Origin of the sequence: Actinacidiphila bryophytorum (genome assembly GCF_016916835.1) — a bacterium.
GTDB classification, from domain to species: Bacteria; Actinomycetota; Actinomycetes; order Streptomycetales; family Streptomycetaceae; genus Actinacidiphila; species Actinacidiphila bryophytorum.
Window position 1 is genome coordinate 69,472 of sequence record NZ_JAFFIX010000019.1, and the last position, 26,703, is coordinate 96,174.

General features: G+C 70.3%; 29 protein-coding genes. 19 read left to right on the forward strand and 10 right to left on the reverse strand.

The annotated features are described in order from the left end of the window. Nucleotides 1-66 precede the first annotated feature (66 nt). Complete coding sequence (locus JT723_RS24615; RefSeq protein ID WP_205046959.1) at nt 67-1,353, forward strand: geranylgeranyl reductase family protein; 1,287 nt, start codon at nt 67-69, stop codon at nt 1,351-1,353. 72 nt (nt 1,354-1,425) lie between these two features. On the opposite strand, the gene JT723_RS24620 is transcribed toward JT723_RS24615, so the two are convergent. From JT723_RS24620 to JT723_RS24630, 3 genes are all read right to left on the reverse strand, one after another. Further along, the gene (locus tag JT723_RS24620; protein ID WP_205046960.1) at nt 1,426-3,378 is read right to left on the reverse strand and encodes a serine/threonine-protein kinase; all 1,953 of its coding nucleotides are present in this window, start codon (nt 3,376-3,378) and stop codon (nt 1,426-1,428) included. 156 nt (nt 3,379-3,534) lie between these two features. Then, a complete protein-coding gene (locus JT723_RS24625) occupies nt 3,535-4,014 on the reverse strand; it encodes an RICIN domain-containing protein (RefSeq protein WP_205046961.1) in 480 nt (159 codons plus the stop codon). Between the two features lie 74 nt (nt 4,015-4,088). Then, on the reverse strand, nt 4,089-4,403 hold the full coding sequence (locus JT723_RS24630) for a hypothetical protein (protein ID WP_205046962.1): 315 nt from the start codon (nt 4,401-4,403) through the stop codon (nt 4,089-4,091). Between the two features lie 132 nt (nt 4,404-4,535). Here JT723_RS24630 and JT723_RS24635 point away from each other — a divergent pair, with 132 nt between their 5' ends. Beyond that, on the forward strand, nt 4,536-4,691 hold the full coding sequence (locus JT723_RS24635) for a hypothetical protein (RefSeq protein WP_205046963.1): 156 nt from the start codon (nt 4,536-4,538) through the stop codon (nt 4,689-4,691). Nucleotides 4,692-4,751: 60 nt separating this feature from the next. On the opposite strand, the gene JT723_RS24640 is transcribed toward JT723_RS24635, so the two are convergent. From JT723_RS24640 to JT723_RS24660, 5 genes are read right to left on the reverse strand one after another with little or no spacing between them, the layout of a single operon-like run. Beyond that, nucleotides 4,752-5,558 (reverse strand): class I SAM-dependent methyltransferase, encoded by an 807-nt coding sequence (locus tag JT723_RS24640; protein WP_205046964.1) that lies wholly within the window; start codon nt 5,556-5,558, stop codon nt 4,752-4,754. A 19-nt stretch (nt 5,559-5,577) separates the two neighbouring features. After that, complete coding sequence (locus JT723_RS24645; RefSeq protein WP_205046965.1) at nt 5,578-5,784, reverse strand: DUF397 domain-containing protein; 207 nt, start codon at nt 5,782-5,784, stop codon at nt 5,578-5,580. Next, nucleotides 5,781-5,993 (reverse strand): DUF397 domain-containing protein, encoded by a 213-nt coding sequence (locus tag JT723_RS24650; RefSeq protein WP_205046966.1) that lies wholly within the window; start codon nt 5,991-5,993, stop codon nt 5,781-5,783. The genes JT723_RS24645 and JT723_RS24650 overlap by 4 nt, the downstream gene beginning before the upstream one ends. A 26-nt stretch (nt 5,994-6,019) precedes the next feature. After that, nucleotides 6,020-6,229: a DUF397 domain-containing protein gene (locus JT723_RS24655; RefSeq protein ID WP_205046967.1), complete on the reverse strand. Its 210-nt coding sequence runs from the start codon at nt 6,227-6,229 to the stop codon at nt 6,020-6,022. Next, nucleotides 6,226-7,065, reverse strand: a complete 840-nt coding sequence (locus tag JT723_RS24660) for a helix-turn-helix domain-containing protein (protein WP_205046968.1) — start codon at nt 7,063-7,065, stop codon at nt 6,226-6,228. The genes JT723_RS24655 and JT723_RS24660 overlap by 4 nt, the downstream gene beginning before the upstream one ends. A 105-nt stretch (nt 7,066-7,170) precedes the next feature. Between JT723_RS24660 and JT723_RS24665 the strand changes: the two genes are divergently transcribed. Beyond that, nucleotides 7,171-7,599 carry an ATP-binding protein gene (locus JT723_RS24665; RefSeq protein WP_205046969.1) on the forward strand — a complete coding sequence of 143 codons (429 nt, stop codon included), beginning with the start codon at nt 7,171-7,173 and terminating at the stop codon, nt 7,597-7,599. Nucleotides 7,600-7,646: 47 nt separating this feature from the next. Next, entirely contained in the window at nt 7,647-7,928 is a 282-nt protein-coding gene (locus JT723_RS24670) for a hypothetical protein (protein WP_205046970.1), read from the forward strand. Between the two features lie 25 nt (nt 7,929-7,953). Here the strand turns inward: JT723_RS24670 and JT723_RS24675 are convergent, their stop codons facing one another. Then, nucleotides 7,954-8,391 carry a VOC family protein gene (locus JT723_RS24675; RefSeq protein WP_205046971.1) on the reverse strand — a complete coding sequence of 146 codons (438 nt, stop codon included), beginning with the start codon at nt 8,389-8,391 and terminating at the stop codon, nt 7,954-7,956. 74 nt (nt 8,392-8,465) lie between these two features. On the opposite strand from JT723_RS24675, the gene JT723_RS24680 reads away from it, so the two are divergent. After that, nucleotides 8,466-8,930 carry a pyridoxamine 5'-phosphate oxidase family protein gene (locus JT723_RS24680; protein WP_205046972.1) on the forward strand — a complete coding sequence of 155 codons (465 nt, stop codon included), beginning with the start codon at nt 8,466-8,468 and terminating at the stop codon, nt 8,928-8,930. Between the two features lie 69 nt (nt 8,931-8,999). On the opposite strand, the gene JT723_RS24685 is transcribed toward JT723_RS24680, so the two are convergent. After that, nucleotides 9,000-9,899, reverse strand: a complete 900-nt coding sequence (locus JT723_RS24685; protein WP_205046973.1) for a C40 family peptidase — start codon at nt 9,897-9,899, stop codon at nt 9,000-9,002. A 570-nt stretch (nt 9,900-10,469) separates the two neighbouring features. On the opposite strand from JT723_RS24685, the gene JT723_RS24690 reads away from it, so the two are divergent. From JT723_RS24690 to nuoN, 14 genes are read left to right on the forward strand one after another with little or no spacing between them, the layout of a single operon-like run. After that, entirely contained in the window at nt 10,470-10,829 is a 360-nt protein-coding gene (locus JT723_RS24690; protein WP_033177906.1) for an NADH-quinone oxidoreductase subunit A, read from the forward strand. Between the two features lie 27 nt (nt 10,830-10,856). Next, a complete protein-coding gene (locus JT723_RS24695; RefSeq protein WP_033177720.1) occupies nt 10,857-11,411 on the forward strand; it encodes a NuoB/complex I 20 kDa subunit family protein in 555 nt (184 codons plus the stop codon). Then, nucleotides 11,408-12,142 (forward strand): NADH-quinone oxidoreductase subunit C, encoded by a 735-nt coding sequence (locus tag JT723_RS24700; protein WP_205046974.1) that lies wholly within the window; start codon nt 11,408-11,410, stop codon nt 12,140-12,142. Before JT723_RS24695 ends, JT723_RS24700 begins: the two co-directional genes overlap by 4 nt. Next, nucleotides 12,139-13,476, forward strand: coding sequence for an NADH-quinone oxidoreductase subunit D (locus JT723_RS24705; protein ID WP_205046975.1), 1,338 nt, complete (start codon nt 12,139-12,141; stop codon nt 13,474-13,476). Before JT723_RS24700 ends, JT723_RS24705 begins: the two co-directional genes overlap by 4 nt. Continuing rightward, nucleotides 13,473-14,228 (forward strand): NADH-quinone oxidoreductase subunit NuoE, encoded by a 756-nt coding sequence (nuoE, locus tag JT723_RS24710; protein WP_205046976.1) that lies wholly within the window; start codon nt 13,473-13,475, stop codon nt 14,226-14,228. Before JT723_RS24705 ends, nuoE begins: the two co-directional genes overlap by 4 nt. Beyond that, the gene (gene nuoF / locus JT723_RS24715) at nt 14,228-15,562 is read left to right on the forward strand and encodes an NADH-quinone oxidoreductase subunit NuoF (RefSeq protein WP_205046977.1); all 1,335 of its coding nucleotides are present in this window, start codon (nt 14,228-14,230) and stop codon (nt 15,560-15,562) included. The genes nuoE and nuoF overlap by 1 nt, the downstream gene beginning before the upstream one ends. Continuing rightward, a complete protein-coding gene (locus JT723_RS24720) occupies nt 15,559-18,039 on the forward strand; it encodes an NADH-quinone oxidoreductase subunit G (RefSeq protein WP_205046978.1) in 2,481 nt (826 codons plus the stop codon). Before nuoF ends, JT723_RS24720 begins: the two co-directional genes overlap by 4 nt. Beyond that, nucleotides 18,036-19,427 carry an NADH-quinone oxidoreductase subunit NuoH gene (nuoH, locus tag JT723_RS24725; protein ID WP_205046979.1) on the forward strand — a complete coding sequence of 464 codons (1,392 nt, stop codon included), beginning with the start codon at nt 18,036-18,038 and terminating at the stop codon, nt 19,425-19,427. The genes JT723_RS24720 and nuoH overlap by 4 nt, the downstream gene beginning before the upstream one ends. After that, nucleotides 19,420-20,079, forward strand: coding sequence for an NADH-quinone oxidoreductase subunit NuoI (gene nuoI / locus JT723_RS24730; RefSeq protein WP_205046980.1), 660 nt, complete (start codon nt 19,420-19,422; stop codon nt 20,077-20,079). Before nuoH ends, nuoI begins: the two co-directional genes overlap by 8 nt. Further along, entirely contained in the window at nt 20,076-20,954 is an 879-nt protein-coding gene (locus tag JT723_RS24735) for an NADH-quinone oxidoreductase subunit J (RefSeq protein ID WP_372441376.1), read from the forward strand. The genes nuoI and JT723_RS24735 overlap by 4 nt, the downstream gene beginning before the upstream one ends. Next, entirely contained in the window at nt 20,951-21,250 is a 300-nt protein-coding gene (gene nuoK / locus JT723_RS24740) for an NADH-quinone oxidoreductase subunit NuoK (protein WP_033177728.1), read from the forward strand. The genes JT723_RS24735 and nuoK overlap by 4 nt, the downstream gene beginning before the upstream one ends. A 13-nt stretch (nt 21,251-21,263) precedes the next feature. Next, nucleotides 21,264-23,168 (forward strand): NADH-quinone oxidoreductase subunit L, encoded by a 1,905-nt coding sequence (gene nuoL / locus JT723_RS24745; protein WP_205046981.1) that lies wholly within the window; start codon nt 21,264-21,266, stop codon nt 23,166-23,168. 2 nt (nt 23,169-23,170) lie between these two features. After that, nucleotides 23,171-24,766, forward strand: coding sequence for an NADH-quinone oxidoreductase subunit M (locus JT723_RS24750; RefSeq protein WP_205046982.1), 1,596 nt, complete (start codon nt 23,171-23,173; stop codon nt 24,764-24,766). Continuing rightward, nucleotides 24,763-26,409 carry an NADH-quinone oxidoreductase subunit NuoN gene (gene nuoN / locus JT723_RS24755; RefSeq protein ID WP_205046983.1) on the forward strand — a complete coding sequence of 549 codons (1,647 nt, stop codon included), beginning with the start codon at nt 24,763-24,765 and terminating at the stop codon, nt 26,407-26,409. The genes JT723_RS24750 and nuoN overlap by 4 nt, the downstream gene beginning before the upstream one ends. Nucleotides 26,410-26,703: the final 294 nt, after the last annotated feature.

Consider the following 26,703-nt stretch of genomic DNA (forward strand, 5'->3'; position numbering starts at 1 on the left):
CTTGGGCAGCCCGGGCCGCGGCCCGGGCACCGGATAGCCGTCCTCGCCCCGAACGGGAGTGCCACCGTGCCCGACACCGCCCTGTCCGAGCGCACCGCCGACGTCATCGTCGTCGGCGCGGGCCCCGCCGGTTCGACGACCGCGTACTACCTGGCCAAGGCGGGCCTCGACGTCCTGCTGCTGGAGAAGACCGCCTTCCCGCGCGAGAAGGTCTGCGGCGACGGGCTCACGCCCCGCGCGACCAAGCAGCTGGTGTCGATGGGCATCGACGTCTCCGAGGAGGCGGGCTGGCTGCGCAACAAGGGCCTGCGCATCATCAGCGGCGGCCTGCGCCTGGAGATGGACTGGCCGGAGCTGGCCGCGTACCCGGACTACGGACTCGTCCGCAAGCGCGAGGACTTCGACGACCTGCTCGCGCAGCAGGCGGTCAAGGCGGGCGCCCGGCTGTACGAGCGGTGCAACGTCGGCGCCCCGATCACCGACGAGCGCACCGGGCGTATCACCGGCGTGCAGGCCAAGCTCGGCGAGGAGAAGACCCCGGTGGTCTTCAACGCGCCCCTGGTCGTCGCCGCCGACGGCAACTCCACCCGGCTGTCGCTCGCGATGGGCCTGCACCGGCGCGAGGACCGGCCGATGGGCGTCGCCGTGCGTACGTACTTCACCTCGCCGCGGCACGACGACGACTACCTGGAGTCCTGGCTCGAACTGTGGGACCGGCGCGGCGCCCAGCCCCGCCAACTGCCCGGCTACGGCTGGATCTTCGGCCTCGGCGACGGCACGTCCAACGTGGGCCTGGGCATCCTCAACTCCTCCGCCGCCTTCCGCGAGCTGGACTGGCGCGAGGTGCTGAAGGCGTGGGTCGCCGGCATGCCCGAGGACTGGGGCTACACCGAGGAGAACATGACGCAGCCGATCCGCGGCGCCGCGCTCCCGATGGCCTTCAACCGCCAGCCGCACTACACCCGCGGCCTGCTGCTGGTCGGCGACGCGGGCGGCCTGGTCAACCCCTTCAACGGCGAGGGCATCGCCTATGCGATGGAATCCGGCCAGCTCGCCGCCGACGTGATCGTGCAGGCGCACGCCCGCGCCAACCCGGCGCAGCGCGAACTGGCCCTGCAGCGCTACCCGAAGGTCCTCAAGGACACCTACGGCGGCTACTACACGCTCGGCCGCGCCTTCGTGAAGCTCATCGGCAACCCCAAGGTGCTGCAGCTGTGCACCGAGCGCGGCCTGACGCACCCGATGCTGATGCGCTTCGCCCTCAAGCTGCTGGCCAACCTGACCGACCCGACGGGCGGCGACGCGATGGACCGCGTCATCAACGGCCTCACCAAGATCGCCCCGCGCGCCTGACACGCGGACGGGCCGCGGACTTCACCGCCCGCGGCCCGTCGTCAGTCGTCGGTCGTCACTCGCCGTCCGCCGTCACTCGTCGTTCGACGGCGGGATCGCGTTGCGCCAGATCGTCACGTCGATCACCACGTACGTGCTCGCCTCGGTGCTCTTCGAGGCGCGCTGGAAGGTGATCAGCGCGACCGTGCTGTCGGTGGTGGCGCAGAACTGCGAACCGGTCGACAGGCGGGCCAGGACGATCTCCGTCGTGTAGCGGGTGTCTTTCAGGCAGGTGTCGAGCGAGCCTTCCTCACCCTTGTCGAGCAGCACGAACTTGGTGAAGTCCGTGGCGAAGTGGCACTCGTTCTCCATCGAGCTGCAGTAGTAGTACATGTCCTCGTCCATGCCATGGAGAGGCTTGAGGTCCGGGTCGCCGAGCACGAGGTGGTAGCCGTCCGCCAGTTGGATGCCGGGGTGCGACTCGGGAGAGGGCGGGGCGGCACTGGTCGGCGCCTCCGACGTCGGGGCGTCCGAGGTGGGCGCGTCTGTCGGGTTGTCCACCGGCGCACCCGAAGTGACCGGCGGGGTCGTCCCCTTGGCCTCCGGGTCGTCCTTGCCGCCGGTCAGCGCGAGCGTGCCGGCCACCGCACCGGCGATGAGCACCAGGGCCGCCACCGAGGCCAGCAGGACGTTGCGCTTGGTCTTGCGCTTCGGCTGCTGCGGGCCGGGCGGGGGCTGGTGCATCGCGTGCTGCTGCATCGCGGGCGGGGCGCCGAAGCCCTGCTGCTGGTGCTGCTGCGGGTAGCCGTACGCCGGGTGCTGGGCGGGCTGCTGCTGCTGGACGGGGGGCTGCTGGACCGGGGGCTGCTGGGCGTACGGCGGCTGCACCGGCTGCACCTGCGGCTGGCCCTGGGGCGGTGTCGACGCGGGCTGCGTCGGCGGGTGCACCGGGGGCTGCGCGGCGGGCGGCGGTGTCTGCTGGGCCGCGGCGGCGGGCTGAGTCGCCGGCTGGGCGGGAGGCTGAGCCGGCGGCGGCGTGGGCGGCTGCGCCGGCTGGGCCACGTCGGGCCGGGTCACCGGCGGCGGCGGGGTCTGCGGGGCCGCCGCGGCGGGCGCGGGCGTCCCGGCCGGCGAGCCCGGGGCCGCGTGCCGGGCCGGGATCTCCGCGGCCAGCGCACCCGGCAGCCACTGCTCGGGCCTGCGCAGCTCCGTCTGCTGCGACGCGGCCTGGCACAGCCGCACGACCTCGGCCAGCGAAGGACGCTCACCCGGCTCCTTGGCCAGGCACCGGCTCACCAGGGGCCGCAGTTCGGCGGGGAGGGTGGCGAGGTCGGGCTCCTCGTGGACGATGCGGTAGAGCACCGCGTGCGACGGCCCGTCGCCGTACGCGGGCGAGCCCAGCGCCGCGTACGCCGCCACCTGGCCGAGCGCGAACACGTCGGTCGCCGGGGTGATCTCGCGCCCCGCGGCCTGCTCGGGCGACATGAAGGCCGGTGTCCCGATGGTGACGCCGCTGCCGGTCAGGGCGGTGGCGTCGGCCGCGCGGGCGATGCCGAAGTCGATGACCCGGGGGCCGTCGGAGGCGAGCAGCACGTTCGACGGCTTGAGGTCGCGGTGCACAAGTCCCGCCCCGTGCACGGCCTCCAGCGCCTCGGCGATGCCCGCGACCAGCAGCAGGACGGTCGGCACGGGCAGCGGCCCGTGCCCGGAGACCGCCGACGACAGCGTCGGCCCCGGCACGAAGGCCGTGGCCAGCCACGGGCGCGCCCCGTCCGCGTCGCTGTCGATGACCGGGGCGGTGTACAGCCCCTGCACCCGCTGCGCGGCCTGCACCTCCTGTTTGAAGCGCCGGCGGAACTCCGGGTCCTCGGCGAACTCGGGCCTGATCACCTTGATGGCGACCGGCCGCCCGGCCGGGGTGTGCGACAGGTAGACCTTGCCCATCCCGCCGGCCCCGAGCTTCGCCGCGATCCGGTACGTCCCGACCGATGCCGGATCGTCCGCCTCAAGCGGCTGGAACACCTCGCTGGACCCCGCCCCACTCATCTTCGACCGCCTCGTCCCCGTCGTTGCTGCTGGCGGCATGGAGACTACCGGCAGTGGAGGCGGAACCGTTCCCCTGTCGCCCACTTGTGCCGTGACGGGCACCCGGCGGTGACGCGGTGCGGACGTCCAGGGGACCGGTTCGTACGAGTGGCGGCGTCAGTTGTGCCAGCCGTCCCAGGCGGCCGGCTCCTGTCCCGCGAAGATGCGGGTGCCTTCGGCGCGCAGCTTCAGGTTGACGCCACCCCAGGTGAGCGCCGAGGTGAACGACCCGGTGGTGTAGTCGAAGTGCCAGCGCTGCCCGCCCTTCCAGGTGCACGGGTCCATCGTCGTGCCGTTCACCGACGACCCGTTGTAGGTGTCGAGGCACTGCCCGGTGAGCCGGTTCTTCAGCTCGTTGTAGCCGCTCGGGTCGTTGGTGACGAAGTCCCACTGCTGGTTGGTGGCACCCGTGCAGGTCGACGCGAAGGTGACGCCGGTCGTCCCCGCGGACAGGCACGTGCCGGTGGCTGCGGACTTGAACTGCCAGTAGGTCGGGGCGGCTTGCGCCTGCGGCGCGACCAGGATCGTTGTGGCCACGGCGGCGGCTATGCCGAGCGACGCGGTGGTGGAGCGCTGGGTCAGCGTACGAAGTTTCATGGCTAAAAACTTTGCCCGCCAGATGAAATCCGGCGGGCTTCCCTGGTGAACAGCGGGCGTCCCCCCGGCGAATGTCACCCCTCGGACAGATGCCGACGCCTGCGGCACTCCTCGGCGTTGCCCGCCTTCGGCACCCCGAGGGCGGGGAAGGCGGTGAGGTCGGCGAGCGAGTCGCCCAACAGCGACCAGAAGCGCGGCGGTTCCTCGTCGCCGGAGATCTCGACCAGGCAGTCGAAGGCCTCGCCCAGCCGGTAGTGCACGAGATACGTGTCGACGGCGACTGCCCCGTAACCGTGCTCGGGAGCGAGCAGCTCGTTGGCCTCACGCAGCCGCCGCGCGACCCGGTCGCGGGCCGCCAGGCGGTCGCCCCGGCGCAGGAACTCGAACATCTTCCGCATCGTAGCGGTGCGCGATCCCGCGGGGCGGGGGTCCATAACACGCGGCGCGGTCCAGCGTGAACAACTTCTGTTAATTGGCACTTCGGGCGGGGAGTGCTCTGTACGGCGGGTTACTGTCTGGCGGTGGAGAACATTCAACCCGGATCATTGGCGATGCAGACTCTGGCGGCACTTGTCAGCGCGTTGGCAATTGTTGCTGTTGCGCACGCGGACGCGGATGTGCGGCACCGTGCCATAAGGGTTCTGCGTATTCTGTTCGGCGGTGATCGGCGAATGTGAGCCTTGTGGGAAAAGGGTGAGCCCCCTGGGAGTCCAGGGGGCTCGACCGCAACTCGGTTGCTACGCCAGGCCGTGGGCCAGGAGGGCGGTGTGGGGCAGGACGAGGGTGCCGTCGTCGGCGGCGAACTCCTTGCTCAGGACGGCGAACTGTTCGGCTATCGCGGATATCAGCTCCGGGGGCTGGCTGCTGATGATCTGCCCGATCGTCCCGACCCCGCCGATCGCGCCGCCCCACCACTCCTCGGGAGTGGTCCGGTGATTCCAGGCCAGGGTGCGGCAGTTGACGTTCGTGAGGCCCGCTTCGGTGAGCAGGCCGGCGAAGCCCTGCTCGGTCCGGGGGAAGTCGTCCGCCGGGTCCAGCGCGGGCAGGTGGTCCGGCCTGGTGGCCCCCGCGGCCTGCACGGCCCGCCCCAGCAGGGCCTGCCCCGCGGCAGGCGGCGCCGTCCAGATCGTGACGGCCACCCGGCCGCCGGGCCGCGCCACCCGCCGCAACTCCGCGAGGGCGCGCCGCGGTTGGCCTACGTGGTTGACCACGAAGTTGGCGACGACGGCGTCGAACTCCCCGTCCTCGAAGGGCAGCTCCGGCAGCGTCCCCAGCCGCACATCGGCCTCCGGCACGGCGCGGGAGGCCCGCTCGACCATGCTGCTCTCCGCGTCCACGGCCACCACCCCGGCCCCGCGCGCCCAGGCGGCCCGGGCCGCGGCCCCACCCCCCGTCCCGACGTCCAGCACCCGCACCCCGCCCCCGACCCCGGCGGCATCGAGCAGCGGCCCTACGGCATACCCGCACAATTTCCCGAAACTCCCGGCAAAGACCCCGGCTTTCCCGGCCCACCCCCGCCGCTCGGCCAGATCAAAGACGGTCATTCACCCTCCCGGCGATCCTTCAGACGCCCGGAAAGTCACCATTCCGCACGCCGGAAACGAAGGCGGCCCACGCCGCCAGCGAGAAGGTTAGCGCCGGTCCGTCCGGGTCTTTTGAGTCCCGTACGGGAACGGTGTCGAGGCGGCCTGTAGGTACGGCCACCTCGACGCACTGCCCGCCGTTCTGGCTGTAGGACGACGTGACCCAGCGGGTTGTCTCGTCGGTCACGACGCGCCCCCTCGGAGGCCGCCGGTCTTGAGGCCCGCGACGAAGGCGCCGAAGGCCGCCACCGGGAAGCGGAGGGTCGGACCGGCGGGGTCCTTGGAGTCGCGCACGGCGACCACGCCGTGGGTAGGTGCGAGGTTGGTGGCGATCTCGACGCAAGCGCCGCCGTTGTCGCTGTAGGAGGACGTGAACCAGCGGGGGGTTTCGGTCACGGCGTGCCCCTTCGCCTCGGGGTGGGTCAGACCGTGCCGAACTGCCCGGCCTTCACGCCTGCTATGAAAGCGCCGAACGAGTCGGCGGGAAAGCTGAGTTCCGGCCCAATGGGGTCCTTGGAGTCGCGCACGGCGACAGTGCCGTGAAGGGTTGCGAGGTTGGTGGCGACCTCGACGCACTGGCCGCCGTGGTCGCTGTAGGTGGACTTGAACCAGCGGGGAGATTCGATCGTCACGGGATGCCCTTTCGCAACTGCTCGATCATGGTCACGGACTCTGCCTGGGACAAGGCCTCGGCCTGCAGTTGATGGTAGGCCGCCAACATGGGAAGTACGAACGTCATTTCCCGCTCCAGGTGCCCGTGCTGGGCAGACTCCGCGTACGACATGAGTGAACGGTTGGGCAAGGTCAGCACCGTGACCGGATAGTTCAGCGGCCGCCGCACCCCCATGCTGAACGGTGCTACGTGCAGCACGCTGTTCGGCATGCCCGCGAACTGGATCAAGCGAGAGAACTGGGCGTCCATGACCTCTGGCGGGCCGATCGGTCGCCGGATGCAGCTTTCGTCCAGCACGACGAAGACCTGGGGCAGCGGGTTCCGAGCCAGTGCGGCCTGCCGGTCAGCAACGAGCGTTATGCGTTCGCTCGCCTGTTCAGGCGTGATCATCCCGCGCGCAAGGTCAGCCTCCGCCAAGGTCGCGGCATACTCGGGGGTTTGGAGCAACCCCGGAATGATCCCGACTTCGTAGAGCCGGATCTCCACGGCGCGGCCCTCGTACTCCACGTACTCGGGGAAGCCCTCCAGCAGGCTGCCGCTGCGCAGCTCGCGCCACTCCCGCTCGAAGGAGTCGGCGGTACCCGCCAGGCCGAAGGCGGCATCGGCGCTGCGCGCGAAGCGAAGAGTTGATTCCCTGCGGGCAGTTTCGATGGCCGATATGTGCTTGCTGGAATAGTCCATGCGGTCGGCCAGGTCGTCCTGGGTCCAGCCCCGTGCCTCGCGCGAACTGCGTAAGCGCGCGCCGAACGCGGCCTGCGGGCTGCTGTCCGGGTGCAGTTCCTTGATGTTGACCATGCCGCCACCGACTCTCCCGCCAGTTTCCACACGTTGAGTGGTAACCGACTGTAGGTCACTCTGTGGGCTCTGGGTAGTGGCAATGCTACGGAAGGGAGTCATGCGGTGAGCAGTGAGAGGCTGAGGCACGCGGTGTGCGACGGCGAAACGGTCGCTCAGCAGTGGCCGCAGAGTGCGGCGTCGGTGCGTAGTGCGCGCGGGCAGTTGCGGGAGACGTTGCAGCTCTGGGGGTTGGTGGAGCTGGTCGATGACTCGACCCTCGTGCTGTCGGAGCTGCTGTCGAACGCCGTGGAGCACTCGCGGAACGGTGACGGCACCGTTGGGACGCGCTTCCGCAGGCTCGCCGGCGGGTGCGGAGTACGGATCGAGGTGCATGACGCCGACGCTGCGCGGTTGCCGCGGATGAGCCCGGCCACGGACTGCGACGACCTGCGCGGCCGGGGGTTACGGATTGTGAACGCCTGCACGCGGCGGAATTGGGGGGTGGACGTGACGTCCGAGGGAAAGGCCGTGTGGGGAGAGGTGGAGCAGTGAATTCGCTTGGGCAGCAGTGCGAGTCGGCGAGTATTCTGCCGCCGCAGATGCGCAGGGAAGTGCTCCAGACGTATCCGTCGATCGACCGCAGGCTGGTCGAGGAGGACCTGGCGTGCGTTCTGGCGCCGCACACCGACGGAGAGCACTACGCCCTCCTGTACGACCATTTCCCGGCCCCGATAATGGGCGCCCTCTGGACCCGCTGGCAGGACGACGAACTCCCGGATTCCTTCTGGATCCGCCCCGACTGCCCCACGACCTCCCCCCATTCCGACGCCTGCGCCCACTTCCTCGCCCACCCGGGAGCGCATACCTGGGAAACGCGCTGACGCCACCGGCCGCCGGTGGCCTCGGTCAGGTCGAAGGGCCGGCTGCCACGCAGAATTCGTTGCCCTCCGGGTCCGTCATCACGATGTGGTGGCCCTCGAAGCGGGCCAGGACGTGGGCGCCGGCGGTGGTGAGGCGGGTGGCTTCGGACTCGACGCGCTGCCAGCGCTCGGCGGCGGTGCCGTGGCCGGGGACGCGGATGTCCAGGTGGAGGCGGTTCTTGGCGGTCTTGGGCTCGGGCACCGCCAGGATGGACAGCCGCGGACCGACCCCGGCGGGGTCGCAGAGCCAGGCGCCGTCGTCCACGGAGTCGTCCTCGGGGAGGCCGAAGCTGGCGTGCCACTCCTCGCGGGTCGCGAAGGGCGCGGGCGGCGGCTCGTCCACGTAACCGAGTGCCGTCTTCCAGAAGGCGGCGAGCGTCGGTGCGTGCACGGCGTCAAGAGTGAGGTCGATGCGTGCGGCCATGAACCGCAGCCTAGGGGGGACCTACGTCTGCGGGCCGATGTGGCCCGGGCCGGGCGGGGATAGCGTCGGGTGGCATGACGGAGAACGAACAGCCTGCCGGGCCGCGCAGTCGTGAGGAGCGCAGGCGCAATGCCGTGCGTCTGCTGGAGACCGAGCTCGACGTGTGGGTCGCGACGGCCGACGCGGGCGGGGTGCCGACGCTGGTGCCGCTGACGTACCTGTGGGACGGGGAGGCGGTGTGGCTGTCGACCCGGCCGGAGAACCCGACCGGCGCGAACCTCGCCGCGTCCGGCATGGTGCGGCTGTGCCTCGGGACGACGCGCGACGTCGTGCACATCGAGGGCTCGGCCACCGCTTTCACCGCCGAGGAGCTGCCCGACGGCGTGGGTGACGCCTTCGCCGCCAAGGACGGCTGGGACCCGCGCAAGGAGCAGGGCTACGACTTCTACCGCGTCGACCTGGAGCAGCTGCGTGCCTGGGGCACGGTTCCCGAGCTGAAGGGCCGCCTGCTGATGAAGGCGGGCCGCTGGCTCGTCTGAGCCGGACGCGAGCGGTGCCCCCGGTCCGGCAGGACCGGACCGGGGACACAAACAAGGAGAGCCGGGGCCTCAGAGGACGCGGACCGCCCAGTCGGGCTCGTAGTCCACCATCTGCTTGATGCCGACCGGCGACGACGGGTTCGCCGCGTCGAGGTACTGGCCGTTGCCTATGTAGACGCCGACGTGGAAGGCGCTGCCCTCGCCGCCCCAGAAGATCAGGTCGCCGGCCTTGAGGCTGTTCAGCGACACCGGGGTGCCGACCGTCGACTGCTCCTGCGAGGTGCGGGGGAGTTCGACGCCGACGGTGGCGTAGGCGACCTGGGTCAGGCCGGAGCAGTCGTAGGAGTCGGGTCCTGTCGCCCCGTACACGTACGGCTTGCCGATCTGCGCCTTGAGGAAGGCGATCAGCTTCTCGACCTTGGTGCCGGAGGGCGCGACCGCAGCCGCGGTGGAAGAGGTGGACGCCGGCGAGGCGGAAGCGGAGAGCGCGGCCCGCTTGGCCGAGCGGGAGGCGGCCAGCGCGCTGGCGGTCGCCCGCGCCTTGGCGGCCTTGGCCGCGACGGCGGCCTTGTGCTTGGCGGCTGCGGCGGCGGCTGCCGCCTTGGCCTGCGCGGCGGCGCGGTCGGCTGCTTCCTGGCGGTCCGCGGCGATCGACATCTCGATCGCGTCCTGCGCGATCGCGTCGGCGGCCTGCTCCCCTGTGACGGGAGTGGACAGCGAGGTGGACAGCGTACGGGCCGAGACGTTGCCGGTCTCGGAGGAGCGGCCGTGCGAGCCGCCGGAGTGGTTGTCGGCTATGGCCGGAGCGGCCGCACCGCTGAGTGCGATCGCGCTGACGACACCGCCGACGATTCCGGCCCGGCGCGTCCAGTTGGGACTCGACGGTGCGGCGTGCCGCCGGCGGCCGGTATGCGAACCGGCGGGGGTACGGGAGGCGGACGCGGGGGTCCGCGGTCTGTTCTGGGGCATGCGTCTCTGGCTATCAGGAATGAAAGGTTCCGTTCAACAAAGGTGTGATGCGCCACAGTTGACGTGCTCACGGCTCAAATGCCCGTTTCATGATCTTGCTGATCGGGCGGTTTGATGCATTTTCATATGGCAGGTCACCTATGTGCTCGTGCACGCATTCACGCGTGCGATTCCTCGACGGCGAGGGGCTGTTGGCGATCCGGTGCGCTGCTATCACGAGGCCGCGTCCAACTCCAATTTGCCCGCCGCCCAGGTCGCTTGATAATGAGCGCACGTCTCTGACCAGCGAGAATTAACATGGATGTGATGTGAAGTGATCGTTTGCGGGCGATCCACCCCATGATCACCGCTCATCCGACTTCATGATCATTGGTCAGGTGGTGGAGATCACAAAGGTCCGCTCGTACCCCGTGTCGCAGATCACAGACCGGGAGGCATAGGATGCAGGCGACTTGGGCTTGTGAACTGCCTCACATGGACGCGATCTTGGTCGCCGAAGGTGATGCGGACCACACCACGAGTCACGGTCCGAACATGTCAGTCACTGCCGACTGGAAGGAGCGGGGGACGGTGAACGCCTACGCGCCCATTTTCGTCCTGGGGGGCATCGCGGCCGGCTTCGCGATCTTCTCCGTTTTCATGGCCTCGATCATCGGGCCGAAACGGTACAACCGGGCCAAGTTGGAAGCGTACGAGTGCGGCATCGAGCCGACACCGCAGCCGGCCGGCGGCGGACGCTTCCCGATCAAGTACTACCTGACGGCGATGCTGTTCATCGTCTTCGACATCGAGATCGTCTTCCTCTACCCCTGGGCCGTCACCTTCGACCGCCTGGGGATGTTCGGGCTCGTGGAGATGCTCCTCTTCGTGCTCACCGTCTTCGTCGCCTACGCGTACGTATGGCGGCGCGGCGGCCTGGAATGGGACTAGGGACCGAGGGGACCAGGGAGCCTACGCATGGGTATCGAAGAGAAACTGCCGAGCGGATTCCTGCTCACGACGGTGGAGACCGCGGCGGGCTGGGTACGTAAGGCGTCGGTCTTCCCGGCCACCTTCGGCCTGGCCTGCTGCGCCATCGAGATGATGACCACGGGAGCCGGCCGCTACGACATGGCCCGCTTCGGCATGGAGGTCTTCCGCGGGTCGCCGCGGCAGGCCGACCTGATGATCGTCGCGGGCCGGGTGAGCCAGAAGATGGCGCCGGTGCTGCGGCAGGTCTACGACCAGATGCCGAATCCCAAGTGGGTCATCTCGATGGGCGTGTGCGCATCGAGCGGCGGCATGTTCAACAACTACGCCATCGTGCAGGGCGTCGACCACATCGTGCCGGTCGACATCTACCTGCCCGGCTGCCCGCCGCGCCCCGAGATGCTGCTCGACGCGATCCTCAAGCTGCACGAGAAGATCCAGGGCGGCAAGCTCGGCGTGAACCGCGAGGAGGCCGCCCGCGAGGCGGAGGAAGCCGCGCGCAAGGCGCTCCCCACGATCGAGATGAAGGGGCTCCTGCGATGACCGACCAACCGAACGGGCAGCAGGGCAACGGGGCCGTCCCCGCCCCCCGCGAGCAGGGCGCGGGCGAGGTCATCGGCGTCCGCAAGGGCATGTTCGGCGCCAACAACGGCGGCGACACCTCCGGTTACGGCGGCCTGGTCCGCACCGTGCGGCTGCCCGGCGCGAGCACCCGGCCGTACGGCGGCAAGGACGGCGTCTTCGACGAGATCGCCGACGAGCTGGAAGGCGCCCTGGACGAGCAGGGCCTGCCGCCGGCCGACGCGATCGAGAAGACCGTCGTGGACCGCGGCGAGCTGACCTTCCACATCGCCCGCGAGCACCTGGTGCGGGTCGCCCGCACGCTGCGCGACGACCCGGCGCTGCGCTTCGAGCTGTGCACCGGCGTCAGCGGGGTGCACTACCCCGGCGACGAGGGCCGCGAGCTGCACGCCGTCTACCACCTGCGCTCGCTCACCCACGGGCGGCTGATCCGGCTCGAAGTGGGCGTCCCCGACGCCGACCCGCACCTGCCGTCGCTGGTGAGCGTCTACCCCACCAACGACTGGCACGAGCGCGAGACCTTCGACTTCTTCGGCATCGTCTTCGACGGCCACCCGGCGCTCACCCGGATCATGATGCCGGACGACTGGCCCGGCCACCCGCAGCGCAAGGACTACCCGCTCGGCGGCATCCCCGTCGAGTACAAGGGTGCCCAGATCCCGGCTCCCGACCAGCGGAGGTCGTACTCATGACGAACGGCTACGCCTCACCGCAGCAGGCGGAAGAGCGCGAGACGACAGAGGGCAAGGTCTTCACCGTCACCGGCGGCGACTGGGACGAGCTGGCCGAGACCGTCGGCAAGTCCGACGACGAGCGGATCATCGTCAACATGGGTCCCCAGCACCCCTCCACCCACGGGGTGCTGCGGCTGATCCTGGAGATCGACGGCGAGACGGTCACCGAGGCGCGCTCCGGCATCGGCTACCTGCACACCGGTATCGAGAAGAACATGGAGTACAGGACCTGGGTCCAGGGCTCCACCTTCGTGACGCGGATGGACTACCTGACGCCGCTGTTCAACGAGACCGCGTACTGCATGGCCGTCGAGAAGCTGCTCGGCATCACCGACCAGGTGCCGGACCGGGCGACCGTCATCCGGGTGCTGCTCATGGAGCTGAACCGGATCTCCTCGCACCTGGTGTGCATCGCCACCGGCGGCATGGAGCTGGGTGCCACCACGATCATGATCTACGGCTTCCGGGACCGCGAGATGATCCTGGACATCCTGGAGCTGATCACCGGGCTCCGGATGAACCACGCCTACGTCCGCGTCGGCGGCCTCGCGCAGGACCTGCCGCCCGGCGCGATCGACCAGGTGCGGGAGTTCGTGAAGACCTTCCGCAAGAACCTGCCCGAGTACGACAAGCTCGCCACCGGCAACCCGATCTTCAAGGGCCGGATGCAGGACGTCGGCTACCTCGACCTGACCGGCTGCATGGCGCTCGGCGCGACGGGGCCGATCCTGCGGGCCGCGGGCCTGCCGCACGACCTGCGCAAGTCCGACCCCTACTGCGGTTACGAGACCTACGACTTCGACATCCCCACCGCCGACACCTGCGACTCCTACGGGCGCTTCCTGGTGCGGCTGGCCGAGATGCACGAGAGCCTGCGGATCGTCGAGCAGTGCCTGGACCGGCTCGCCCCCGGCCCGGTCATGGTCGAGGACAAGAAGATCGCCTGGCCCGCGCAGCTCGCGCTCGGCCCGGACGGCATGGGCAACAGCCTGGACCACATCAAGAAGATCATGGGCACCTCGATGGAGGCCCTGATCCACCACTTCAAGCTGGTCACCGAGGGCTTCCGGGTGCCGGCAGGCCAGGCCTACGCGGCCGTGGAGTCCGCGAAGGGCGAACTGGGCGTGCACGCCGTCAGCGACGGCGGGACCCGGCCCTACCGGGTGCACTTCCGCGACCCGTCCTTCACCAATCTCCAGTCCATGGCGGCGATGTGCGAGGGCGGCCAGGTCGCCGACGTCATCGTCGCGGTGGCGTCCATCGACCCCGTGATGGGAGGCGTCGACCGATGACCGACGTGTCACTGGGCATCCCGCAGATGCCCGCGCCCGACTACCCGGCCGACGTGCGCGCCCGGCTGGAGAGCGACGCCCGGGAGGTGATCGCCCGCTACCCCGGTTCGCGCAGCGCCCTGCTGCCGCTGCTGCACCTGGTGCAGTCCGAGGACGGCCACGTCACCCGTACCGGCATCCGCTTCTGCGCCGAGATGCTCGGCCTGACCACCGCCGAGGTCACGGCGGTGTCGACCTTCTACACCATGTACCGCCGCAAGCCGAGCGGCGACTACCAGGTCGGGGTCTGCACCAACACGCTGTGCGCGGTCATGGGCGGCGACGCCATCTTCGACGAGCTCAAGCAGCACCTGGGCGTCGGCAACGACGAGACCACCGAGGACGGCAAGGTCACCCTCGAACACATCGAGTGCAACGCGGCCTGCGACTTCGCTCCCGTGGTGATGGTCAACTGGGAGTTCTTCGACAACCAGACCCCCGAGTCGGCCCGCCAGCTGGTCGACGACCTCATCGCAGGACGCGAGGTGCGCCCCACCCGCGGCGCCCCCCTGTGCACGTACAAGGAGACTGCCCGCATCCTGGCCGGCTTCCCCGACACCCGCGAGGGCGCCGTCGAGGCGAGCGGCGGCGCGGGTCCCGCGTCGCTCGCGGGCCTGCGGCTGCACCGCGGCGAGGCCCCGGCCCGGGTGGTCGGCCAGCGCGCCGAGTCCCCGACCGACACCGGCGACGCGAGTGTGGAGGACGGCGAGTGATGACCGTGGAACCGGCCGAGAAGCTGCTCGCGCCCGTACTGTCCGCCTTCTGGGACGACCCGCGCTCATGGACGCTGGAGACCTACCGCAGGCACGACGGCTACCAGGCGCTGTCCAAGGCCTTCGCGATGGCGCCCGACGACGTCATCGCCTACGTCAAGGACTCCGGTCTGCGCGGCCGCGGCGGCGCGGGTTTCCCCACCGGCATGAAGTGGCAGTTCATCCCGCAGGGCGACGGCAAGCCGCACTACCTGGTGGTCAACGCGGACGAGTCGGAGCCCGGGACCTGCAAGGACATCCCGCTGCTCTTCGCCAACCCGCACTCCCTCATCGAGGGCATGATCATCGCGTGCTACGCGATCCGCTCGCATCACGCCTTCATCTACCTCCGCGGTGAGACCGTGCCGGTGCTGCGCCGGCTGCACGAAGCCGTCCGCGAGGCCTACGCGGCCGGCTATCTGGGCACGAACATCCAGGGCAGCGGCTTCGACCTCGAACTCACCGTGCACGCAGGCGCCGGCGCCTACATCTGCGGTGAGGAGACCGCGCTGCTCGACTCCCTTGAGGGGCGGCGCGGCCAGCCCAGGCTGCGGCCGCCCTTCCCCGCTGTCGAGGGGCTCTACGCCTGCCCCACTGTGGTGAACAACGTCGAGTCCATCGCGTCGGTTCCCGCGATCCTGCAGCGCGGCAAGGACTGGTTCAAGTCGATGGGCAGCGAGAAGTCCCCGGGCTTCACGCTCTACTCGCTGTCCGGGCACGTCGCCCGCCCCGGCCAGTACGAGGGGCCGCTCGGTATCACCCTGCGCCAGCTGCTCGACATGGGCGGCGGGATGCGCCCGGGCCACCGGCTGAAGTTCTGGACGCCGGGCGGCTCGTCGACCCCGATGTTCACCGACGAGCACCTCGACGTGCCGCTGGACTACGAGGGCGTCGGCGCCGCCGGCTCGATGCTCGGCACCAAGGCGCTGCAGTGCTTCGACGAGACCACCTGCGTGGTGCGGGCGGTCACCCGGTGGACCGAGTTCTACGCCCACGAGTCGTGCGGCAAGTGCACCCCCTGCCGCGAGGGCACCTACTGGCTCGTCCAGCTGCTCCGGGACATCGAAGCCGGCAAGGGGCACATCTCGGACCTGGACAAGCTCAACGACATCGCCGACAACATCAACGGCAAGTCCTTCTGCGCACTCGGCGACGGCGCCGCCGCGCCGATCTTCTCCTCGCTCAAGTACTTCCGCGAGGAGTACGAGGAGCACATCGAGCGCAAGGGCTGCCCCTTCGACCCGGCCCGCTCCACCGCCTGGGCCGACAAGTACCGTACGGAGGCCCACGCGTGACCGTCACCACAAGCAGTGCGTCCTCCGGCGCGGGGCAGCCCGCGGTGCCGCCGGAGGACCTGGTCTCCGTCACCGTCGACGGCAACCCGATCTCGGTGCCCAAGGGCACCCTGGTGATCAGGGCCGCCGAGATGCTCGGCATCGAGATCCCGCGCTTCTGCGACCACCCGCTGCTCGACCCGGTCGGCGCCTGCCGGCAGTGCATCGTGGAGATCGAGGGCCAGCGCAAGCCGGTCGCCTCCTGCACCATCACCTGCACCGACGGCATGGTCATCAGCACCCAGCTGTCCTCGCCGGTCGCGCAGAAGGCGCAGCGCGGGGTGATGGAGCTGCTGCTCATCAACCACCCGCTGGACTGCCCGGTCTGCGACAAGGGCGGCGAGTGCCCGCTGCAGAACCAGGCGATGCAGGTCGGCGACCCCGACTCGCGCTTCGAGGGCAAGAAGCGCACCTTCGAAAAGCCCGTGCCGATCTCGGCGCAGGTGCTGCTCGACCGCGAGCGCTGCGTGCTGTGCGCGCGCTGCACCCGCTTCAGCAACCAGGTCGCGGGCGACCCGATGATCGAGCTGCTGGAGCGCGGGGCGCTGCAGCAGGTCGGCATCGGCGCGGGCGACCCCTTCGAGTCGTACTTCTCCGGCAACACCATCCAGATCTGCCCGGTCGGCGCGCTGACCTCGGCCGCGTACCGCTTCCGCTCCCGGCCCTTCGACCTGGTGTCGTCGCCCTCGGTGTGCGAGCACTGCGCGGGCGGCTGCGCCACCCGCACCGACCACCGGCGCGGCAAGGTCATGCGGCGGCTCGCCTCGAACGACCCCGAGGTCAACGAGGAGTGGCTGTGCGACAAGGGCCGCTTCGGCTTCCGCTACGCCCAGCGGCCCGAGCGGCTGACCCACCCGCTGGTCCGCGGCGCCGACGGTGAACTGGCCCCGGCCTCCTGGCCCGAGGCGCTCGCCGCCGCCGCGGCCGGCCTGACCGCGGCGCACGGCAGGGCCGCGGTCCTGCCCGGCGGGCGGCTCACCGTCGAGGACGCCTACGCCTACGCCAAGTTCGCCCGGGTTGTGCTCGGCACGAACGACGTGGACTTCCGCGCCCGCGCCCACTCCGCCGAGGAGGCCGACTTCCTGGCCGCCGCCGTCGCGGGCCGAGGCCTTGACCTGGACTCCAGCGGCGTCACCAACGCCAAGCTGGAGGCCGCACCCGCGGTGCTGCTCGCCGGGCTCGAAGCCGAGGAGGAGGCCCCCGGGGTCTTCCTGCGGCTCCGCAAGGCGCACCGCAAGCGGAAGCAGCAGGCGTACGCGCTCGCCACCCACACCACCCGCGGCCTGGAGAAGGCGGGCGGCATCCTGCTGCCGGCCGCACCCGGCACCGAAGCCGAGTGGATGGACGCCCTCGCCGGCGGAGTCGGCCTGGACGAGGCGGGGCGGCAGGCCGCGGACGCGCTGCGTACCGAAGGCGCCGTCATCCTGGTCGGCGAGCGGCTCGCGGCCGTACCCGGCGGGCTCACCGCGGCGATCCGGCTGGCCACCGCCACCGGCGCCGCCCTGGCGTGGATCCCGCGCCGGGCCGGCGAGCGCGGCGCGGTCGAGGCCGGCGCACTGCCCGGGCTGCTGCCCGGCGGCCGCCCGGTCACCGACCCGCGCGCCCGCGACGAGGTGTCCCGGGTGTGGGGACTGCCCACGCTGCCCGGCCGCTTCGGCCGCGACACGGGCGACATCCTGGAGGCGGCCGCCACCGGCGAGATCGGTGCGCTGCTCGTCGGCGGCGTCGAGGTCGCCGACCTGCCCGACCCGGCCCGCGCCCGCGCGGCCCTGGACGCGGTCGGCTTCGTCGTCAGCCTGGAGCAGCGCCCCAGCGAGGTCACCGACCGCGCCGACGTGGTGCTCCCGGTCGCAGCGGTCGCCGAGAAGGCCGGCACCTTCCTCAACTGGGAGGGCCGCCTGCGGATGTTCGAGGCGGCCATCAAGCCCGACCAGGCCACCAGCAGGCACCAGCTGCCCGACGCGAGGGTGCTGACCATGCTGGCCGACGCCCTCGACGTCAAGCTCGGCCTGTCCGACGTCAGGTCCGCGCGCGCCGAACTGGACAGCCTCTCCGGGTGGTCGGGCTCCTACGGCCCCGCGCCGCTGGAGTCCGCGGTGCCGCTGCCCAGGCCCGAGCCGGGCCAGGCGGTGCTCGCCGGGCACCGGCTGCTGCTCGACCAGGGCCGGCTGCAGGACGGCGACGACGCGCTGGCCGCCACCCGGCACGCGGCGGTCGCCCGGCTGTCCGCGGCGACCGCGGAGGAGCTGGGCGCCAAGGACGGCGCACCGCTCACCGTGACCGGCCCGGCGGGCACCACCACGCTGCCGCTGGCCGTCACCCCGATGCCCGACCACGTGGTCTGGCTCCCGCTCAACTCGACGGGCTCCGGCGTCGGCTCCGACGTCGGTGCCCGCCCGGGCCAGGTCGTAGCGATCTCTGCGGAGGCGTCCTCATGAGCGCATCAGTGCTCGGCGGCACCCAGCTGGCCGCCACCACGGAGAACCTGTCCTTCTTCGGCAACGACGTCTGGTGGCTGATCCTCCTCAAGGCGGTGTTCTGCTTCGCCTTCGCGATGCTGACCGTGCTGTTCTCGATCGTCTGGGAGCGCAAGGTCGTCGCGTGGATGCAGCTGCGCATCGGCCCCAACCGGCACGGCCCCTGGGGCATGCTCCAGTCGCTCGCCGACGGTGTGAAGCTGATGCTCAAGGAGGACATCACCGTCAAGCGGGCCGACAAGGTGGTGTTCATCCTCGCCCCGATCGTGGCGGCGATCCCCGCCTTCATGGCCTTCGCCGTGGTGCCTTTCGGCCCCGCGGACAACGAGGTGTCGATCTTCGGGCAGCGCACCGCGCTGCAGCTGACCGACCTGCCGATCGGCCTGCTCTACATCCTGGCCACGGCGTCGGTCGGCATCTACGGCATCGTGCTGGCCGGCTGGTCGTCCGGCTCGACCTACCCGCTGCTCGGCGGCCTGCGCGCGTCGGCCCAGATGATCTCCTACGAGATCGCGATGGGCCTGTCCTTCGCGGCGGTCTTCCTCTACTCCGGGTCGATGTCGACCTCGACGATCGTCGGCGCCCAGCACAACCGCTGGTACGTGATCCTGCTGCCGGTCTCCTTCCTGGTCTACATCTGCACGATGATCGGCGAGACCAACCGGGCGCCCTTCGACATGCCCGAGTCCGAGGGCGACCTGGTCGGCGGCTTCAACACCGAGTACAGCTCGATCAAGTTCGCGCTGTTCATGCTCGCCGAGTACGTCAACATGGTGACGGTCTCCGCGGTCGCCACCACGATCTTCCTCGGCGGCTGGCGTGCCCCCTGGCCGATCAGCACCTTCTGGGAGGGCGCGAACCACGGCTGGTGGCCGATGCTCTGGTTCGTCGTCAAGGTCCAGCTGCTGCTGTTCTTCTTCATCTGGCTGCGCGGCACCCTGCCCCGGGTGCGCTACGACCAGCTGATGAAGCTCGGCTGGAAGGTGCTCATCCCGATCTCGATGGTCTGGCTGATGCTGGTCGCCGCGGTCCGCGCGATGCGCAACGAGGGCTACGACTTCAGCAAGATCGTGCTCTACATCGCCGGCGCGGTGCTCGTACTGCTGCTGATCTCGCTGCTCGCGGACCTGCTCAGGGACCGCGAGGACAAGAAGAAGCCCGGCGAGGGCGGGCTGCTGGCCCCGCCGGACAGGTTCGACCCGATGGCCGGCGGCTACCCCGTACCGCCGCTGCCAGGGCAGCAGGTGCAGCGGGTGCCGCGCCGCCCCAGCCGGGCGGAGCCCCAACTCGTCGGCGCATCCGGCCAGGACGCCCCGGAGCAGGAGAAGCAGGAGGACGGCGATGCCTGAGTTCCTCGGCCCGGTCGCAGGCTTCGGCGTGACCTTCAAGGCCATGTTCAAGAAGCGGCTGACCGAGCAGTACCCCGAGTACAAGAAGCCCACAGCCCCGCGCTTCCACGGCCGCCACCAGCTCAACCGGCACCCGGACGGCCTGGAGAAGTGCGTCGGCTGCGAGCTGTGCGCCTGGGCGTGCCCGGCGGACGCGATCTACGTGGAGGGCGCGGACAACACCGACGAGGAGCGCTACTCCCCGGGTGAGCGCTACGGCCGCGTCTACCAGATCAACTACGCCCGCTGCATCCTGTGCGGGCTGTGCATCGAGGCGTGCCCGACCCGCGCGCTGACCATGACCAACGAGTACGAACTCGCCGACAGGACCCGCGAGTCGCTGATCTTCACCAAGGAGCAGCTGCTGGCGGGGCTTGAGGAGGGCATGGTCGAGTCGCCGCACTCGATCTTCCCCGGCATGGACGAGGGCGACTACTACCGCGGCCTGGTCACCGAGGCCGCGCCCGGCACCGTACGGCAGGTCGCGGTCTCCAAGGGCGAGAAGCCCGACGAGACCGTCGAGAACGCCGACGAGTCAGCAGCGGTCCAGGAGGACGCCGAGATCACCGCCCCCGGCGGTTCTGCTCCGGCGGGAACGGGGGCCGAGGCATGATGCCGCTCGCGGCAGCCGCCGCCTCCCAGACCTCCACCGGTGAGGCCGTGCAGTTCTGGATCCTGGGCACGGTCGCCGTGCTCGGCGCCCTGGGCACGGTCCTGATGAAGAAGTCCATCCACAGCGCCCTGTCGCTGGCCGGCACGATGATCATCCTGGCGGTCTTCTACCTGGCGCAGGGCGCGTACTTCCTGGGCGTCGTCCAGATCGTCGTCTACACCGGCGCGATCATGATGCTGTTCCTCTTCGTGGTCATGCTGGTCGGCATCACCGCGGCGGACTCCCTCAAGGAGACGCTCAAGGGCCAGCGCATCATGGCCGCCGTGTGCGGGTTCGGCTTCGGCATCCTGCTGATCGCCGGTATCGCCAACGCCTCGCTGGACACCTTCGCCGGCACCGGCGCCGCCAACGCGGCCGACGGCGGCAACGTCCAGGGCCTGGCGCACCTGCTGTTCACCAAGTACGTGTGGGCCTTCGAGATCACCGGCGCCCTGCTGATCACCGCGGCCGTCGGCGCGATGGTGCTCACCCACCGGGAGCGCACCGAGGAGCGCCGCACCCAGCGCGAGCTGTCCGAGACCCGGGTGCGCGAGGGCCGCCAGGTCACCCCGCTGCCCGCGCCCGGCACCTACGCCCGGCACAACGCGGTCGACATCCCCGCACTGCTGCCCGACGGCACGATCTCCGAGCTGTCGGTCAGCTCCACCCTGCGCGAGCGCGGCCAGGTCCGCGACGTGTCGGGTGACGCCATGCGGCGGCTGGCCGAACTGGAGCAGAGTTCCGACCGCTGGCTCGGCCGCGACGAGCCGCGCCCCGCGGTCGGTTCCGCCGGCCGGGCCGAGAACAACGACCGGGCCGAGGAGGGCGCCAAGTGAATCCGGCCAACTACCTGTACCTGTCGGCGCTGCTGTTCACCATCGGCGCCGCCGGTGTCCTGATCCGGCGCAACGCGATCGTCGTCTTCATGTGCGTCGAGCTGATGCTGAACGCCTGCAACCTGGCGTTCGTCACCTTCTCCCGGCTGCACGGCAACCTCGACGGGCAGGTCATCGCCTTCTTCACGATGGTCGTGGCCGCCGCCGAGGTCGTGGTCGGGCTCGCGATCATCGTGTCGATCTTCCGTTCCCGCCACTCGGCCTCGGTCGACGACGCCAATCTCATGAAGCTGTAGAGGGGCTGCGACAGTGGAAACCCTGATCGGACTGCTCGTCGCGGCGCCGCTGCTCGGCGCGGGCGTCCTGCTGACCGGCGGCAAGCGGCTCGACCGCGTCGGCCACTGGATCGGCACGCTGCTCGCGCTGCTGTCCTTCGTGTTCGGCGCGGTCCTGTTCACCAACATGCTGGGCAAGGACGCCGACGCGCGGACCCTGAACTCGCACCTGTTCACCTGGGTCCCCGTCGACGGCTTCCAGGCCGACGTCGGCTTCCAGCTCGACCAGCTGTCGATGACGTTCGTGCTGCTGATCACCGGTGTGGGCACCCTGATCCACATCTACTCGATCGGCTACATGGCGCACGACGAGCGCCGCCGCCGCTTCTTCGGCTACCTCAACCTCTTCCTCGCGGCGATGCTGCTGCTGGTCGTGGCCGACAACTACTTCCTGCTGTACGCCGGCTGGGAGGGCGTGGGCCTGGCCTCGTACCTGCTGATCGGCTTCTGGCAGCACAAGCCGAGCGCGGCGACCGCGGCGAAGAAGGCCTTCATCGTCAACCGGGTCGGCGACATCGGCCTGTCGGTGGCGATCATGCTGATGTTCACCACCTTCGGCTCCTTCGCCTTCAACCAGGTGCTGCCGCAGGCGCAGCAGGCGTCCACCACGCAGCACGCCACGATCACCGGCATCGGCTTCATGCTGCTGCTCGCCGCGTGCGGCAAGTCCGCGCAGGTGCCGCTGCAGTCCTGGCTCGGCGACGCGATGGAGGGCCCGACCCCGGTCTCGGCCCTCATCCACGCGGCGACCATGGTGACCGCGGGCGTCTACCTCATCACCCGCTCGGGTGCGATCTTCAACGCGGCGCCCGACGCGCAGACCGCGGTGGTCACCGTCGGCGCGGTCACGCTGCTCTTCGGTGCGATCGTCGGTTGCGCGAAGGACGACATCAAGAAGGCGCTGGCCGGCTCCACGATGTCGCAGATCGGCTACATGATCATGGCGGCCGGGCTCGGCCCGATCGGCTACGTCTTCGCGATCATGCACCTGGTCACCCACGGCTTCTTCAAGGCCGGGCTGTTCCTCGGCGCCGGCTCGGTCATGCACGGCATGAACGACGAGGTGGACATGCGCCGCTACGGCGGCCTGCGCAAGTACATGCCGGTCACCTTCGTCACCTTCGGCCTCGGCTACCTGGCCATCATCGGCTTCCCCGGCCTGTCCGGCTTCTTCTCCAAGGACAAGATCATCGAAGCCGCCTTCGCCAAGGGCGGCACCGAGGGCTGGATCCTCGGCGGCGCGGCCCTGCTGGGCGCGGCCATCACCGCCTTCTACATGACGCGCGTGATGCTGATGACCTTCTTCGGCGAGAAGCGCTGGCAGCCGGACGCAGAGGGCCACGAGCCGCACCCGCACGAGTCGCCGTCCTCGATGACCATCCCGATGATCATCCTGGCCTTCGGCTCGGTCTTCGCCGGCGCCTTCTTCAGCATCAACGACCGCTTCCTGAAGTGGCTGGAGCCGGTCACCGGGCACTCCGAGGGCGACTCGCCGGTCAGCGCCGGCACCGTCACCGGCGCCACGATGGTGTGCCTGGTCGTCGGCGTCGGCATCGCCTGGCTGATCTACGGCCGCCGGCCCGTCCCCGCGGTCGCGCCGCGCGGCTCGCTCGCCACCAGGGCGGCCCGCCGCGACCTCTACCAGGACGACTTCAACCACGTCGTGCTGGTCCGCGGCGGTGAGCACCTCACCCGCTCGCTGGTCTACCTCGACCACTCCCTGGTCGACGGCGTCGTCAACGGCACCGCCGCCTCGGTCGGCGGCCTGTCAGGGCGGCTCCGCAAGCTGCAGAACGGCTACGTCCGCTCGTACGCCGTCTCGATGCTCGGCGGCACCGCGGTACTGGTCGCCGCGACTCTCCTGATGAGGGCGGTCTGATCATGTCCTTTCCCCTGCTCACCGTGACCGCCGCGGTGCCCGCCGTGGGTGCGGTCGTCACCGCTGCGGTGCCCGCCGCCCAGCGGACCACCGCCAAGTACACGGCGCTGCTGTTCTCGCTCGCCACGCTGGTCTTCGCGGCCGTCGCCCTGGTCAGGTTCGACCCGGACGGCGACCGCTACCAGCTGACCGAGTCGCACGCCTGGATCAAGGACTTCGGGCTGCGCTACGACCTCGGCGTCGACGGCATCGCCGTCGTCATGGTCGCGCTGACCGCCCTGCTGATCCCGTTCGTGATGCTGGCCGGCTGGCACGACGCCGACCCGCTCGAAGACGCCAACCCCAACCGGCGGTGGCGGCCCACCCAGGGCTTCTTCGCGCTGATCCTGCTGGTCGAGGCCATGGTGGTGCTCTCCTTCGAGGCCACCGACGTCTTCCTCTTCTACATCTTCTTCGAAGCCATGCTCATCCCGATGTACTTCCTCATCGGCGGCTTCGGCGACCGCGCCCACGCGGGAGGCGAGGAGGAGGCGGCACGGCAGCGGTCCTACGCGGCCGTGAAGTTCCTGCTCTACAACCTCGCCGGCGGCCTGATCATGCTGGCCGCGGTCATCGGCCTGTACGTCGTGACCGCCCACCAGCTGGGCACCGGCACCTTCTCCCTGCAGGAGATCCTGTCGGCCCGCGCCAGCGGCAAGCTGGACATCGAGACGTCCACCGAGCGCTGGCTCTTCCTCGGCTTCTTCTTCGCCTTCGCGGTCAAGGCCCCGCTGTGGCCGCTGCACACCTGGCTGCCCAACGCCATGGGCGAGTCCACCGCACCGGTCGCCGTGCTGATCACCGCGGTCGTCGACAAGGTCGGCACCTTCGCGATGCTGCGCTTCTGCCTCCAGCTCTTCCCCGAGGCGTCCAAGTGGGCGGCCCCGGTGATCCTGGTGCTCGCGCTGATCAGCATCATCTACGGCGCCCTGCTCGCCGTCGGCCAGCGCGACATCAAGCGGCTGATCGCCTACGCGTCCGTGTCGCACTTCGGCTTCATCATCCTGGGCATCTTCGCGATGACCAGCCAGGGCCAGTCCGGCGCCACGCTCTACATGGTCAACCACGGCATCTCGACGGCCGCGCTCATGCTGGTCGCCGGCTTCCTGATCACCCGGCGCGGCTCCCGGCTCATCGCCGACTTCGGCGGTGTGCAGAAGGTCGCCCCGATCCTGGCCGGCACCTTCCTGATCGGCGGCCTCGCCACCCTCTCGCTGCCGGGCCTCGCGCCCTTCGTCAGCGAGTTCCTGGTCCTGGTCGGCACCTTCAGCCGCTACCCCGTCCTCGGCATCATCGCGACGCTGGGCATCGTGCTGGCCGCGCTGTACGTCCTGGTGCTCTACCAGCGCACCATGACAGGCCCCGTCAAGGCCGGCATCGAGGGCATGACCGACCTCAAGGCCCGTGAACTGCTGGTGGTCACCCCGCTGATCGCCCTGCTGCTCTTCCTGGGCGTCTACCCCAAGCCGGTCACCGACATCGTCAACCCCTCGGTGCACCACACGCTCTCCGACGTGCACAAGACCGACCCCAAGCCCGCGCTGGAGGCGAAGAAGTGAGCGCATCCTCCGTCCACAGCCTGTGGACAACGGCGGCGCCAGTCGCCGACAAGTTCCCCACGCCGCACATCGAGTACGCCCAGCTGTCGCCGGTCCTGATCGTCCTGGGGGCCGCGGCGCTCGGCGTGCTGGTCGAGGCCTTCCTGCCCCGCAGGTCCCGCTACACCGCCCAGGTCGCCCTGGCCGCGCTCGGCCTCGCCGCCGCCTTCGCGGCGATCGTGGCACTGGCCGACAAGGGCTACGGCACCACCAAGGCGCACATCGCGGCCATGGGGGCGGTCGCCGTCGACGGCCCCGCGCTCTTCCTCCAGGGCACCATCCTGCTGGTCGGCTTCGTCGCGATCTTCACCTTCGCCGAACGCCGGCTCGACCCCCGGGCGCACGGCAACCAGGTCGACTCCTTCGCCGCGCAGGGCTCCGCCGTGCCCGGCAGCGACCAGGAGAAGGCGGCCGTGCGGGCCGGCTTCACCAGCACCGAGGTCTTCCCGCTGCTGATGTTCGCCGTCGGCGGCATGCTGATCTTCCCGGCCGCCAACGACCTGCTGACGCTGTTCGTGGCCCTGGAGGTCTTCTCGCTGCCGCTGTACATCCTGTGCGCGCTGGCCCGCCGCAACCGCCTGATGTCCCAGGAAGCCGCCGTCAAGTACTTCCTGCTCGGCGCCTTCTCCTCGGCCTTCCTGCTGTTCGGCATCGCCCTGCTCTACGGATACGCCGGCACCGTCTCGTACTCCGGCATCTCGTCGGTCATCGACGGCACCGCCCCGATGAACCCGGCGCTCGCCGACACCACAGGCAACGACGCGCTGCTGCTCATCGGCCTCGCCATGGTCGCCATGGGCCTGCTCTTCAAGGTCGGAGCCGTGCCCTTCCACATGTGGACGCCCGACGTCTACCAGGGCGCGCCCACCCCGGTCACCGGCTTCATGGCGTCCGCCACCAAGGTCGCCGCCTTCGGGGCGCTGCTGCGGCTGCTGTACGTCGTGCTCCCCGGCATGCGCTGGGACTGGCGTCCCGTCATGTGGGGCGTCGCGATCCTCACGATGCTGGCCGGTGCGGTCATCGCGGTCACCCAGACCGACGTCAAGCGGCTCCTGGCGTACTCCTCGATCGCCCACGCCGGCTTCATCCTCGCCGGCGTCATCGCCACCACCCCTGACGGGATCTCCTCCGTCCTGTTCTACCTCGCGGCCTACTCCTTCGTGACGCTCGGCGCCTTCGCCGTCGTCACGCTGGTCCGCGACGCCGGAGGCGAGGCCACGCACCTGTCGCGGTGGGCCGGGCTCGGCCGCCGCTCCCCGCTCGTCGCCGCGGTCTTCGCGGTCTTCCTCCTCGCCTTCGCGGGCATCCCGCTCACGTCCGGCTTCGCGGGGAAGTTCGCGGTCTTCACCGCGGCGGCACAAGGCGGGGCCATGCCGCTGGTCATCGTCGGCGTCATCTCGTCGGCGATCGCCGCGTTCTTCTATATCCGGGTGATCGTGCTCATGTTCTTCTCGGAGCCCAAGCCCGACGGTCCGACCGTCGCGGTCCCCTCCCTGATGACCTCGACGGCCATCGCCGTCGGAGTAGCCGTCACCCTCGTCCTGGGCCTGGCCCCCCAGTACTTCCTCGACCTGGCCGACAAGGCGGGCATCTTCGTCCGCTAGCCCCTGCGGGCTGCTTCCCCCCGTCCCCCCGGCTGCAGGTCCCCCGACCCGCACCCGGGGGGTCCCCTTTCCCCGCCGGCCCACCGGCAGGGGTGGCCGCATCTGCGGCTGCCGCCATGTGGGCGCGCGCAACCCACCACCGGCCGGTGGTCCGTCTCCGACAGGAACAGCCCCTTTGCGCCGGTGACGACCCGCGCGCCCGGTGGGGGTCGGTCGCGCCGTTCCCCGCGCCCCTGAAAGGCACCGCCGACCGCAGCGGCACCGCCTCACCGGCGGGGGGGCGCCCTTGCCTGG